We start from the raw sequence: 13553 nt of genomic DNA on the forward strand, positions 1-13553 counted from the left end.
TAAAAGATGAACCTACTAAACAAATCACAAATGATTACTAAACTATTTTTTATAATATTTTTTATATTTAAAGTAAGATGCAATACCTAACAATGTTATCAAAATCGCAGAAATATATACAAAACTTGGTGTTACAACTTTATCCCCACTCGCATACGAATGCAATCCTGTTAAGTAGAAATTCACTCCAAAATAGGTCATCATAATCGAATAGAAAGCGAAAATACTCATCAAATTAAACACCCAAGTTCCACGTAACGAAGGCACAAATCGAGCGTGAATTACAAACGCATAGACCATAATGCTAATCAAAGCCCACGTTTCTTTTGGATCCCAACCCCAGTAGCGGCCCCAACTTTCGTTGGCCCATTGCCCGCCTAAAAAGTTACCAATCGTTAGCATTACTAAACCAATGGTTAACGCCATTTCGTTGATGTAGGTGATTTCTTGAATGCTTAATTTCATTCGCTCTTTATTTTTGTCATTGGTCAACAAAATCAATAAAAGCGATACTATTCCGAGAATCATTCCTAACGTAAATGGTCCATAACTCCCTACAATTACTGATACGTGAATCATCAACCAATAGGAATCTAAAACCGGTTGTAAGTTGGCAATCGAAGGATCCATCCAACTCCAGTGAGCAATCATCAAAATCATTGATGCTACAAATGCTCCCGAAGCAACGGTTAACTTAGATTTTCTGTCAAACGCCAATCCGAAAAACATTGTTGCCCAAGCTACGTAAATCATACTTTCGTAGGCATCACTCCACGGTGCGTGACCTGAAATGTACCAACGAGCAATTAATCCTAACGTATGTAAGACAAAGAAAAATCCGATTAGAATATGAAAAGCATTTATCGTATAATTGATGAATTTGGATGATTTAACAATTTGAATTACCGTAAAAATCAACATCAAAACGCCCGCCAACATATACAAATAGTACAAATTCTTGAAAATATCGTATTTGTTATATAAGATTTCCGAATCAATTTTGCTATCAGACGGACGAACTTCACTTCCGTACTTGATTTGAAATTTCTCCATTCCGCCGATGATGTCATCAGCCATTTTATAATCTTGCGTTTTACTTGCCTCCCCTAAAATTTGCATATATGCCGGAAGAATATTTTTTAGGTTGACAAGTTCTGTATCTTGGTATTCATCCAATTCCAGATAAGAAATCCATTTGTTGTTGTCATCATTCGGAACCGGGAAAATTTTGAGAATGCTTCCGCTTAAAGCCGAATTTAACAACACTACTTTTTTATCCACTTCAATAAAATCCTTCTGAAATTGATTTGGAATTGTAGCTTTGTAAGCATCATCCAAAAACGGAGATAATTTATAATTCCCTTTATCATCAAAGAAACTGATGAATGGAGCAAATTTAGCCTCCTTGGAAACCCCTAAAATATTTCTGATACTGTCGTTACCACGTTTTAAATAAACCAATGGTACTTCGAACCAAGCGTTTGGGGTTTGCGACATCGATAGAAAAACCTGATCAGAAGTATACCCTTTGTAATTGTCACTTTTACTGACTTTACGTAGTAATTCCGACGAAAAAGTATTCACCGGTTTCATTCTTCCACCCGCATCCTGAATCACTAAGCGTCCAAACTTGGCTGCATGTTCGGGTTTTGGAATAGTTGTTTCCAGAAACTTCTCAACTTCTGCTAGTGAAGGTCGTTGATGCTTGTGATTCTCCTCAGCATTTTGAGAAAATCCTATCAACGAAAAAAGCAAAAATGAAAGGGATAATAAAGCCGATTTCTTTTTCTTCACTTTTTCCAACTTCACTTTAATATCATTGAAACGTGTGTTTTTATCAAACAGAATTGCCATCATCGCAATGTAAAGTAAAAAATAGCCAATGTAAGTGAGCCAAGTTCCCCAAAAATCATGATTTACCGAAAGAATAGTTCCTTTTTCATCTTGATCAAATTGAGCTTGAAAAAATCGATAACCTTTGTAATCCAAAATGTTGTTCATAAAAATATGAGCATCTTGCTTTTTATCGCCATCCAGAACGGTCACTTTACTTTCAAAAGCGGAATAACTGTTGATGGTTCCGGGATATCTTTTAGCAATAAAATCATTTAAATGAATACTAAACGGAAGTTCATAAATTTTACTTCCAAACATCAATGTGATGTCCAAATCGCCCATTGTCACCGTTTGCGGAACACCTTGTTTTCCTTTGGAACCGACTAAAGTTACTTCCTTTGTTTCACCATTGGCTTCCACTTCAACAATCAACGCATCATCAGTTGACATATCTTTCCAATTGTTATTGGATACATATTCTTTTTTACCTTTGACAGGTGCATCGGGCAAAACAAATTGAGCTCCGGCAATGTTGTAAAGCGAACGAAACATCAATGGTTGCAGTGAATCTTTCACAACAAGTCCTTTCATTTGATCGGCCATTCGCATAAAATCTCCTCCAAAAGTAGATTTGATAAAAAAGGAATCTCCGTCTTGAATGATATTAATTGCTCCATTCGTTTCTTTGTTGTAAGCAAATAGAATTCCGTGTAAACTTTGCACTTCGCCTTCTTTTAAGTGATGTTCATGGCGAGTTCCACCACTTGATTCGACTAATTTTAAATACGTTTCGCCACTTTCATCCGGTTTGATGCTTTCGGTGGCGTTCATAATAAAATTTTTATAGCGAATGGTGTATGGTTTTGTATCAAACTTATCGTTAATCGTAAAACTATTATTAGCTGCTTGCGATAAAATTAGCGGTTTTTCCTTGGTTTTTCGCTTGGTTTCACCTCTGTAATCGCCATCGGTTAAAACTGTCAGGAATGTTTTATCGGAATAAAATCGTTTTTCTGCAGCACCTTCACGAATTGGCATCATCCCTTCAAAACTGATGTAACGTGTAACGAATGCTCCTACAAGGATAAAAATAAATGAAAAATGCAGTAATAAAGTCGCCCATTTTTCTTTTTTCCAAAGTTGATACCGTTGAATATTTCCGATAAAATTGATGACAAAAAATACCATAATTACTTCAAACCACCAGGCATTATAAACCCAAATTCGGGCAGTATCTGTATTATAATCATTTTCGATGAAGGTTCCAACTGCCATCGCTGCGGCAAATACGATAAATAAAAAAGCCATTAAACGAGTGGAAAAAAGGAAGGAAAGTATTTTTTTGTCCATTTTGAGAAGGGTAATTTTTGAAAGCACAAAAATACTTATAAAAGAAAGAATCTTATCTATTTTTATAGAATTTTTAAGGTAAGTTTAATCAGTCTTTTATTCTTATTAATTTTAATCGGAAATCGGCTGTGTTTTTATTATTTTTGACGAATGGTTTCAATCGTTATTATCGGTTCCGGAAATGTAGCTCAACATTTGATTACGGCTTTTTTGCAAAGTGATGAAATTGAGCTGATTCAGGTTTTTTCGCGGCAAAAAGAAAGTGTTTCACATTTGATTTCTTCGGATAAAATTGTTTCTGATTATGTTGAAATTAAACAAGCGGATTTATATCTAATTGCCGTTTCGGATAATGCGATTGCTGATGTTTCAGCAAAACTTCCCTTTGAAAATAGATTAGTTGTTCATACTTCAGGTAGTATGCCGCTGGAAATTTTAGATTCAAAAAATCGTCGGGGTGTTTTTTATCCATTACAAACTTTTACTAAAAATAAACCTGTCGATTTTAAAGAAATTCCGATTTGTTTGGAAGCGGAAAAAGAGAAGGATTTTAAAATAATTGAAACTGTTGCTACTACTATTTCATCGGTTGTGCAATCTATTTCATCTGAACAACGAAAAGCATTGCACGTGGCTGCTGTTTTTGTGTGTAATTTTGTTAATCATCTGTATAGTATCGGAGCTGAAATTTGTGAAGAAAACAAGTTGCCTTTTTCCATATTACAACCTTTAATTCAGGAAACGGCAAATAAAATTGCGATTAAAAGTCCGGATGAAGCTCAAACCGGACCTGCAAAAAGAGGCGATACTAAAACGATTAACACGCATTTGCATTTTTTATCAGATGAAAATCAAATAGAAATTTATAAACTCATAACAAAATCTATTATAGATCATGGCAAAAAGCTATAAAGAATTAATGAATACCATTACCACATTTATTTTTGATGTTGATGGTGTTTTAACAGATGGAAAAGTACATATCGCTCAAAATGGAGAACTGCTACGAGAAATGCACATTCGCGATGGTTTTGCCATGAAAGCAGCTGTTGAAAGCGGTTATCATGTTTGTATTATTTCCGGTGGTAGTAACGAAGGCGTTCGAATCAGACTACGAAACTTGGGTATAACAGCTATTCATTTGGGTTCGCCTGACAAAGTTGAAACCTTTAAAGAATATTGTGATTTGTACCAAATCAATCCTGAAAACGTGCTTTATATGGGCGATGATATTCCGGATTTTCATGTGATGCAATTGGTAGGATTGCCCACTTGTCCACAAGATGCATGTCCGGAAATCAAATCTATTTCAACTTATATTTCTCATAAAGAAGGCGGTACCGGAGCCGTAAGAGATGTCATTGAACAAGTGATGAAAGTTCAAGGAAAATGGAATACCTATTTTAATGGAAAATTAGATTAACTCCCGATGAAATTTTTAAAACTTATTCGTTATCAAAATTTGATTTTGCTTGCTTTGATGCAATTTTCTTTTCGCTATGGCTTTTTGATTCATCAAGATGTATCGTTAGCATTAGCTGATTGGCAGTTTTCCCTTTTAGTATTGGCAACGGTACTTTTGGCTGCAGCCGGATACATTATCAATGATATTTTTGATCAAGACACAGACGCGATTAACAAACCTCAAAAACAAATTATAGGCAAATCTATATCCGAAAACAAAGGCTACAATTTGTATGTTGCTTTAAATTTAACCGGTGTTGCCATTGGGTTCTACCTTTCAAATGTGATACTTCGCCCCAGTTTTGCAGTAATTTTTATATTTATTGCGGCTTCTTTGTATTTTTATGCTACGCAACTCAAAAGAATTGCACTTGTTGGCAATTTATTAGTAGCTATTTTAACCGGAGTTAGTGTTTTATTGTTGGGTGTTTTTGATTTATATCCCGCAACTTATGACGCCAACCGAGATCAAATGGCTATTCTATTTAAGATTTTAGTGGATTATGCCTTTTTTGCTTTCTTTATCAATTTTATTAGAGAATTAGTAAAAGACGCTGAAGATTACAAAGGTGATTTTGCAGTTGGTGCCAAAACTTTGCCTGTATTAATTGGCACAAAAATAACTGCGAAAATTGTTTTTGTATTACACCTGATTGCGTTGTTGCTTTTGATAAATTATACGACTAGCAATTTGTTTGAAAACAATTTATTGATTGCTACGTTGTATGTATTGGTAACGGTAGTTGCACCATTAGTACTTACTATGATAAAAAGCTGGAAAGCTTCTACAACTGAAGATTTTCAAACCATTTCAAAAGTGCTGAAGGTGGTTATTTTCTTTGGAATTATGTCAATTGTAGTGATCACTTATTCAATAAAATGGAATGCTTAGAGATAAATTAAAACATAAAAATATCATTCTCGCTTCGGGTTCGCCAAGAAGACAGCAGTTTTTTAAAGATTTGGGCATAGATTTTGAAATCAAACTCAAAGAAATTGACGAGGTTTATCCAGAACATCTGAAGGCTGAAGAAATCACGGATTATTTAGCGGTTTTAAAAGCAAATGCATTTGAAGGCGAACTTAAGGATGATGATGTTTTAATAACCAGCGACACGATTGTTTGGTTGAATGAAAAAGCGTTGGGAAAACCCAAAAATTATGATGATGCATTTAAAATGTTATCTGATTTATCAAACAAAACACATGAAGTAATAACCTCTGTTTGTTTTAAAACAAATGATAAAACCGATGTTTTTCATGACAAAACAAAAGTAACATTTGAAAAATTATCTGATGAATCGATACGGTATTATCTTGATAATTTTAAACCTTTTGACAAAGCCGGAAGTTATGGTGTTCAGGAATGGATTGGTTGGATTGGTATAAAAAAAATGGAAGGTTCGTATGCAAATGTTGTAGGAATGCCGATACATCTTGTATTTAAAAAATTGGCTACATTTATTTAATTATTTTATAATTATGGAACTTTTTAATGAGTATATAAGAGAAGTTATTATTACATTATTTGTTTTAGTAATTTTAATTATTGTTCGTTTACTGATTGCAAAAATCGTTAAACGTTTTGCCCGAATAAGTGAAATATTAGAACACAGAACAAGGTTAGTTATTAAGTATTTCAACATATTGATTGGCACCATTGCAATTATAACTTTATTTGTGATTTGGGGTGTTAAACCTGAAAATATAGTTTTAGTCACCTCCTCAATTTTTGCGGTTATTGGCGTAGCTATGTTTGCTCAATGGTCGATTTTGAGTAATGTAACATCAGGAATAATTCTGTTTTTTTCTGCTCCTTTTAAAATCGGTGATACTATTAAAATTCATGATAAAGATTTTCCAATCGAAGCAGAAATTGAAGATATTAGAGGGTTTCATACCTATTTAAAAACAAAAGAAGGAGAAATTATAACCTACCCCAATAGTTTGTTATTGCAAAAAGGGGTGTCTATCATTTATCCTGAAAAGGACACAAGAGAATTTACCGATTAAAATGGAATGGGTTTTAATGAAGATGATTTAAAAATAAATGATACCAAAAAAAGTTGTTATCGGGCTTTTCTTAATTTGTAGTTTTTTCGGCTACAGCCAAGATAATACAACAAAAAAAGATACGATAATCACTGCTTATAAAAACATTGAAAACTACTCTAAAAAAAGTAGATTCACCAAATTTGTGCATGGTTTAGTTTTTAGAACGGTTCAAACGAAACCTACTGTAAACAAACACGCCAAAAGAAATCAGCGAAAAAGTTTTCAGAATTATGAGAATAAAATAATTCGAAATATTGAAATCACCACTTTAGATCCATTTGGTTATTCCACCTCGGATACAGCTGCAAAGCCAACACGTTTCATGTCTAAACTAGGAAACACGTTGCATGCAAAAACCAAAAAATTTATTATTAGAGATTTATTATTAATAAAAAAAGGCGACCGTTTGGACACGCTTTTGGTTAATGAAAGTGAACGTATTATTAGAAGTCAACGTTACATCAGAAGGGTTCAAATTGAACCTCAAATGATTTCGGCAAAGTCGGATAGTGTTGATGTTATTATTCGCGTTTTAGATTCTTGGAGTTTAATTCCTAATATTACGCCAACAACCAGTAGAGTGACTTATGAAGTTAGAGAGCGTAATTTTTTAGGTTTAGGTCATGATTGGTCCAATTCGTTCCGACAAAATATTGACGATTCTAAATCTGCTTTATCCACAAGATATACCTTACCCAACATCAAAAATACTTTTATAAGAGCCACTCTAAACTATCAAATTGATTTACAAGACAATTACACTAAAGGAATTCAAGTAGAACGAACTTTTATTTCACCCTATACAAGATGGGCCGGTGGATTTCAGTATGAAAACCGATTTTTACAAGACAGTTTACCATTGTTACCCAATCAGTACAAAAAAGAAAATTTTAAATCGGATACTTATGATACCTGGATTGGCTATTCATTGCCTGTAACTATTGGAACCGGTAATTTTACTAAGGAAACCAATTTAATTACAACACTCCGCTTTTTACATGTTGATTTTACTGAAAGACCCTCCATAGAATCTGACAGTATTGCTTTTTTTTCTGATGAAAAATTTATTTTAAGCGGTATTGGAATTTCCCACCGAAGTTTTGTTCAAGATAGTTATATTTTCAATTACGGCATAACGGAAGACGTTCCTATTGGAAAGTATTTTGGAGCCACGGCAGGTTACCAAAGAAAAAATGAAGGCAGCAGATTGTATTTGGGACTTCGTGCAACTATGGGAAATTATTTCAGTTGGGGTTATTTGAGTACTAATTTTGAGTTTGGAAGCTTTTACAGAGACAAAAGCACGGAACAAAATACGTTTGTATCCCAATTAAATTATTTTACCCCTTTAATTGAAATGGGACGTTGGAAAATGCGACATTTTATCAAAAACGATATTATCATTGGAAATAACCGACTAAATTCTGAAGGTGACCGATTAAATATAAATGAAAGTAATGGTATTCAAGGCTTTAATAGTCCGAAGTCTTTAGGTACCAAAAAAATAGTCCTCTCACTCCAATCGCAAACCTATTCTCCGTGGCAGTGGGCAGGATTTCGTTTTAGTCCTTTTTCCAGTTATAGTCTTGCTTTGCTGGGTGATGGTGCCAATGGGTTCAAAAAAAGTGAGGGATTCAACAAATTTACTTTAGGCGTTATTCTTACTAATGATTATTTGGTGTTTAACAACTTTCAGTTGTCTTTTTCATTCTATCCAAAAATACCAAATCAAGGAGAAAATATTTTTAACACCAATTCCTTTCAAACCTCTGATTTTGGTTATCTTGACTTTGAGATTAACAAACCCCGAACGGCAACTTACAATTGATTTGGTTATTACTTAACCTTGGTGGCATGATTTTTGGCTACACTAATTTAAGAATGAAAAATTAGTACTCACTAAAATTTTGAATTATGAAACCAATAAAATTAGGATTTACAGCACTATTGCTCTTATTTGTAGCAACCGCATTTTCACAAGTGAACATTACTATCGGAACACCACCACCATGGGGTCCTGCGGGTTATACTGATGTGCGTTATTATTATGTTCCGGACATCGAAATGTATTATGATGTGCAACAATCTCAATATGTCTATTTCGAAAAAGGAAAATGGTACAGAAAAAGAAATTTACCCGGAAAATTTAAAAAATATGATTTCTATTCCGGATATAAAGTAGTAGTCACTGATTATCACGGACCAACACCTTATTTACATTTTAATAATCATAAAGTAAAATATCCAAAAGGTTATAAAGGTCCACCACAAAAAACAATTGGATCAAAAAACAGTAACAAAAACAAATCTGTTTTTGTTAAAAACAAAAAAACAAAATCCAATTCAGTTGGCGTTAAAAACGCTAAAGGAAATAAGAAAAAAAATAAAAATTAATTATAGATTATCAAAAAACAGAGGCTTTCAGTCTCTGTTTTTTTTGTTAAAGATATTTTAAATAAAAAATAAAGTCGCTTTAATTAGTATATTTGAAAAGGCCATTAAACCTTATCGAATGATTCAAAAAACCTGTCTACTTATTTTATTTTGTTTAAGTTACGTATCCAATTCCATAGCTCAACAACCTGAAAAACTTACTTCAGTTGCGATTTACCATAAAATTCAAAAATTAAACTTTTTAGGCTCCGTGCTTTATATTGCGGCACATCCTGATGATGAAAACACCCGATTGATTTCCTATATGGCCAATCATCAAAAAGCCAGAACCGCCTATTTATCTTTAACCAGAGGTGATGGCGGTCAAAATTTAATTGGTACAGAATTACGAGAGCTACTTGGTGTAATCCGAACACAGGAATTGATTGAAGCTCGAAAAATTGATGGTGGCGAACAATTTTTTACGCGAGCCAATGACTTTGGTTATTCTAAAATTCCGGATGAAACCTTAAAAATCTGGAACAAAGAACAAGTCAAAGAAGACATGATTTATGTGATTCGAAAGTTCAAACCCGATGTAATTATCAATCGTTTTGATCATCGTTCGCCGGGAACCACTCACGGACATCACACTTCGTCGGCTCAACTTTCAATAGAAATTTTTGATGAGATTAACAATAAAAGTGTATTTCCAAAACAGTTGGATTATGTGAGTTTATGGCAACCCAAACGTTTATTTTTCAATACCTCTTGGTGGTTTTACGGAAGTAGAGAAAAATTTGATCAGGCAGACAAAAAGAATTTAGTGAACTTTGAAACCGGCGTTTACTTTCCACTTTTCGGAAAATCAAATCAGGAAATTGCTGCTTTGAGTAGAAGTCGTCATCAGTCGCAAGGATTCGGAAGTACCGGAAGCCGGGGTGAAGAAATTGAATATTTGGAATTGATAAAAGGTGCCATTCCGTCTGACAATACATCTATTTTTGAAGGCATTGACACGTCTTGGAATAGAGTAAAAGGAGGCCTTGCAATTGGCAAACTACTTTTAGAGGTAGAAGAAAATTTTGATTTTAAAAATCCATCTGCCAGTATTCCATCGTTAGTTTCAGCCTATGAATTGGTTCAAAAATTAGAAGATGACCATTGGAAGCAAATAAAATCGGAAGAATTAAAAACAATCATTCAGGCATGTGCCGGATTATATCTTGAGGCGGTTGCCACACAACAGTCGGTAGCTCCGGGAGAAAAATTGACCGTAAAATTGGAGACCATCAATCGAAGTCCCATTCCGATGACACTTTTGACCACTGGTTTTTATCCCGAAGGAAAAACTATTTCATCTACTAAAAAGTTGTCTAATAATGTTTCCGAATCCAATGAATTGGAAATTACACTACCCGAAAATTTAGAATATACTGAGCCGTATTGGCTTCAAAAAGAAGGAACTGTTGGTATGTATCGCGTTGATGAACAAGAGCGAATTGGGGTACCCGACATCATCAGACAATTGAAAGTAGTTTTTATGATTGAAATCAATAAAACAACCATTCCTTTTGAAAAAGAAATCATATACAAATACAACGACCCCGTTACCGGTGAAGTTTACAAACCCTTAGATGTAGTTCCCAATGTCACTACTTCCATTGTTGACAAAGTAAAAATTTTTCAAGCCCAACAAACATTGCCGATAACCATCAAAGTTAAATCGGGAAGAGATGCTGTTGCCGGAATTTTAAAATTGGAGCTTCCTAAAAGTTGGAAAGTTAGTCCTGACAACATTCCGTTTGATCTTTCCAAAAAAGGAGCCGAGGCTAGTTTTACTTTTCAAGTAACAGCTCCCAAACAAGTGGAAGAAATTCAAGCTAAAAGCATCGCCGTTGTAAACGGAAAAGAAGAAAACAAAGAACAATTGATTATTTCCTACAATCACATTGCTTCGCAACAGGTTTTGGCTACTTCAACTTCAAAATTCATCCGTTTGGACATTAAAACAAACCAAGAAAGGATAGCTTATATTATGGGAGCCGGAGATGAAGTGCCAACCTATTTATCACAAATGGGATATGACGTTACTATATTGAAACCAGAAGAAATTACCGCTTCAAATTTAAAGAAATACCAAGTAGTTATCGTTGGAATCAGAGCTTATAATACGGTGGAAGAATTAGCATTTAAACAGCAATTGCTTTTTGATTTTGTAAAAGAAGGCAACACCATGATTGTGCAATACAACACCACAGGAAAGTTGACCGTAAAAGATCTAGCACCGTATCCGTTAAAAATTTCAAGAGACCGAGTTACCGAAGAAGCTGCCGAAGTTCGGTTTTTAGCCCCTAATCATAAAGTTTTAAATTATCCCAATACAATCACCTCTAAAGACTTTGAAGATTGGGTGCAAGAACAAGGTTTGTATTTTCCGAATGAGTGGGATGCCAACTTTACCCCTATTCTTTCTTCCAATGATTTAGGCGAAGAGCCAAAAAACGGAAGTTTATTAGTTGCTCCTTACGGAAAAGGACATTACATTTATACCGGATTAAGTTTTTTCAGAGAACTTCCGGCAGGCGTTCCGGGAGCTTATCGATTGCTGGCTAACATGATTTCAATCAGTTCAACAAAATAATAACGATGGAAGAAAATAAAAAAAATGCTTTAAATTCTACCTATGTCTGGGTAATTATTGCCAATGCTATTTATATTCTGATTTTCTTTATCATCATGAAAAACTTCTCCTAATCCATGCAATTAATTGATTGGTTCATACTTGCTTTTACGTTACTTTTCATAGTAGTTTATGGTGCTTGGAAAACAAAAGGCAGCAAAGATGTAAAAGACTATATATTGGGAAACAACGAGTCGAAATGGTGGACCGTTGGGATTTCTGTAATGGCTACACAAGCGAGTGCCATCACTTTTTTGTCCACTCCCGGACAGGCTTTTCATGATGGAATGGGTTTTGTGCAATTCTATTTTGGTTTGCCCATTGCCATGATAATCATTTGTATTTTTTTCATTCCCATATATCACAAACTCAATGTTTATACTGCTTATGAATTTCTAGAAAATCGATTTGACCAAAAAACCAGAAGTTTAGCTGCAACCTTATTCTTGATCCAACGCGGTTTGGCTGCCGGAATTACCATTTATGCTCCGGCCATAATTCTTTCTTCCATTTTAGGTTGGAATTTGAATTTATTGAATTTAATTATTGGCGTTTTAGTTATCATATATACCGTTTCCGGCGGGACAAAAGCGGTTAATGTTACCCAAAAACAACAAATGTTCATTATTATGTCGGGTATGTTTATTGCTTTCTATTTGATATTAAGCTACTTACCTGAAGAAGTTTCCTTTAACAATGCTCTACAAATTGCGGGTGTTAATGACAAAATGAACATCTTAGATTTTTCATTCAATCCTAACAGTCGCTATACCTTTTGGAGCGGCATCACCGGCGGTTTATTTTTGGCTCTATCCTATTTTGGTACCGATCAATCACAAGTGCAGCGTTATCTTTCCGGAAAATCTATTCGTGAAAGTCAGCTCGGATTGGTGTTTAATGGTTTACTGAAAGTGCCTATGCAATTTTTTATTCTGTTAACCGGTGTTATGGTATTTGTTTTTTTTCAGTTTAATAAAGTACCCTTAAATTTCAATCCAACCAGTCAGATTGCTGTTGAAAAATCAATTTATGGCAATGATTATAAAGATTTGGAAAATCGATTGGGTGAAATTCAAGAAGAAAAAAAGGAGGTGACTTTAACTTATGCCAACCAATTGAATTTTGATGTTGACAATCCCGTTTTACGAAAAAGGATAATTGCACTTTCTGAAAAGGAAAAAACAATTCGTGAAGAAGCACAAGTCATTATTAAGAAAATAAAGCAAGAGCCCAATGACAAGGATTATGTATTCATTCATTTTATATTACATTATTTACCGGTAGGTTTGGTTGGACTTTTACTAGCTGTGATACTTTCTGCAGCCATGTCTTCCACAGCATCAGAATTGAATGCTCTTTCTTCAACCACCACAATGGATATTTACAAACGGAATTTAAAAACCCAAAAATCAGATAAACATTTTGTTTTAGCTTCAAAGGGATTTACACTTTTGTGGGGAATCATTGCCATTCTCTTTGCTTGTTTTGGAACTTTAATTGAAAATTTGATACAATTAGTTAATATTGTTGGTTCTGTGTTCTACGGAACGATACTTGGCATATTTCTTGTTGCATTCTTTTTGAAATTTATTAAAGGAAATGCAATTTTTTATGGAGGTTTGATTAGTCAAATTATTGTTTTTATAATTTACTACAATTACATTCATATTTATCCTTCGGGTAAAGAACTATTGGGTTACTTATGGCTGAATGCCATTGGTGCCGGTTTAACCATTGGACTTGCTACTTTAATACAATTGATTACTAAAATCAAAAACTAAAAAATCAATTT

The 13553-nt window shown here is 34.1% G+C and carries 10 protein-coding genes; 9 read left to right on the forward strand and 1 reads right to left on the reverse strand.

Annotation, left to right across the window (positions count from 1 at the left end; translation table 11 throughout):
* Nucleotides 1-42: 42 nt before the first annotated feature.
* Nucleotides 43-3186, reverse strand: a complete 3144-nt coding sequence (locus IEV15_RS08345; RefSeq protein ID WP_188362066.1) for a cytochrome c biogenesis protein CcsA — start codon at nucleotides 3184-3186, stop codon at nucleotides 43-45.
* A gap of 150 nt (nucleotides 3187-3336) precedes the next feature.
* Here IEV15_RS08345 and IEV15_RS08350 point away from each other — a divergent pair, with 150 nt between their 5' ends.
* From IEV15_RS08350 to IEV15_RS08390, 9 genes are all read left to right on the forward strand, one after another.
* Nucleotides 3337-4098: a Rossmann-like and DUF2520 domain-containing protein gene (locus tag IEV15_RS08350; protein ID WP_188362067.1), complete on the forward strand. Its 762-nt coding sequence runs from the start codon at nucleotides 3337-3339 to the stop codon at nucleotides 4096-4098.
* Nucleotides 4082-4609 (forward strand): KdsC family phosphatase, encoded by a 528-nt coding sequence (locus IEV15_RS08355; protein ID WP_188362068.1) that lies wholly within the window; start codon nucleotides 4082-4084, stop codon nucleotides 4607-4609. Before IEV15_RS08350 ends, IEV15_RS08355 begins: the two co-directional genes overlap by 17 nt.
* A gap of 6 nt (nucleotides 4610-4615) precedes the next feature.
* Nucleotides 4616-5542 carry a geranylgeranylglycerol-phosphate geranylgeranyltransferase gene (locus IEV15_RS08360; RefSeq protein ID WP_188362069.1) on the forward strand — a complete coding sequence of 309 codons (927 nt, stop codon included), beginning with the start codon at nucleotides 4616-4618 and terminating at the stop codon, nucleotides 5540-5542.
* Nucleotides 5535-6119 carry a Maf-like protein gene (locus IEV15_RS08365; RefSeq protein ID WP_188362070.1) on the forward strand — a complete coding sequence of 195 codons (585 nt, stop codon included), beginning with the start codon at nucleotides 5535-5537 and terminating at the stop codon, nucleotides 6117-6119. Before IEV15_RS08360 ends, IEV15_RS08365 begins: the two co-directional genes overlap by 8 nt.
* A gap of 13 nt (nucleotides 6120-6132) precedes the next feature.
* On the forward strand, nucleotides 6133-6663 hold the full coding sequence (locus tag IEV15_RS08370; RefSeq protein WP_188362071.1) for a mechanosensitive ion channel domain-containing protein: 531 nt from the start codon (nucleotides 6133-6135) through the stop codon (nucleotides 6661-6663).
* 37 nt (nucleotides 6664-6700) lie between these two features.
* Nucleotides 6701-8533: a BamA/TamA family outer membrane protein gene (locus IEV15_RS08375; RefSeq protein ID WP_188362072.1), complete on the forward strand. Its 1833-nt coding sequence runs from the start codon at nucleotides 6701-6703 to the stop codon at nucleotides 8531-8533.
* Between the two features lie 86 nt (nucleotides 8534-8619).
* Nucleotides 8620-9099, forward strand: coding sequence for a hypothetical protein (locus IEV15_RS08380; RefSeq protein WP_188362073.1), 480 nt, complete (start codon nucleotides 8620-8622; stop codon nucleotides 9097-9099).
* A 118-nt stretch (nucleotides 9100-9217) separates the two neighbouring features.
* Nucleotides 9218-11722, forward strand: a complete 2505-nt coding sequence (locus IEV15_RS08385; RefSeq protein WP_188362074.1) for a PIG-L family deacetylase — start codon at nucleotides 9218-9220, stop codon at nucleotides 11720-11722.
* Nucleotides 11723-11838: 116 nt separating this feature from the next.
* The gene (locus tag IEV15_RS08390; RefSeq protein WP_188362075.1) at nucleotides 11839-13542 is read left to right on the forward strand and encodes a sodium:solute symporter family protein; all 1704 of its coding nucleotides are present in this window, start codon (nucleotides 11839-11841) and stop codon (nucleotides 13540-13542) included.
* Nucleotides 13543-13553 lie beyond the last annotated feature (11 nt).

The sequence above is a fragment of the Flavobacterium orientale genome, assembly GCF_014638005.1.
In the GTDB taxonomy this organism is placed as follows: domain Bacteria; phylum Bacteroidota; class Bacteroidia; order Flavobacteriales; family Flavobacteriaceae; genus Flavobacterium; species Flavobacterium orientale.

What these genes read in the sequence shown, in the direction of transcription:
- IEV15_RS08345 (WP_188362066.1), bottom strand. Translation starts at nt 3,186, where the DNA reads ATGGACAAAAAAATACTTTCCTTCCTTTTTTCCACTCGTTTAATGGCT.
- IEV15_RS08350 (WP_188362067.1), top strand. Translation starts at nt 3,337, where the DNA reads ATGGTTTCAATCGTTATTATCGGTTCCGGAAATGTAGCTCAACATTTG.
- IEV15_RS08355 (WP_188362068.1), top strand. Translation starts at nt 4,082, where the DNA reads ATGGCAAAAAGCTATAAAGAATTAATGAATACCATTACCACATTTATT.
- IEV15_RS08360 (WP_188362069.1), top strand. Translation starts at nt 4,616, where the DNA reads ATGAAATTTTTAAAACTTATTCGTTATCAAAATTTGATTTTGCTTGCT.
- IEV15_RS08365 (WP_188362070.1), top strand. Translation starts at nt 5,535, where the DNA reads ATGCTTAGAGATAAATTAAAACATAAAAATATCATTCTCGCTTCGGGT.
- IEV15_RS08370 (WP_188362071.1), top strand. Translation starts at nt 6,133, where the DNA reads ATGGAACTTTTTAATGAGTATATAAGAGAAGTTATTATTACATTATTT.
- IEV15_RS08375 (WP_188362072.1), top strand. Translation starts at nt 6,701, where the DNA reads ATGATACCAAAAAAAGTTGTTATCGGGCTTTTCTTAATTTGTAGTTTT.
- IEV15_RS08380 (WP_188362073.1), top strand. Translation starts at nt 8,620, where the DNA reads ATGAAACCAATAAAATTAGGATTTACAGCACTATTGCTCTTATTTGTA.
- IEV15_RS08385 (WP_188362074.1), top strand. Translation starts at nt 9,218, where the DNA reads ATGATTCAAAAAACCTGTCTACTTATTTTATTTTGTTTAAGTTACGTA.
- IEV15_RS08390 (WP_188362075.1), top strand. Translation starts at nt 11,839, where the DNA reads ATGCAATTAATTGATTGGTTCATACTTGCTTTTACGTTACTTTTCATA.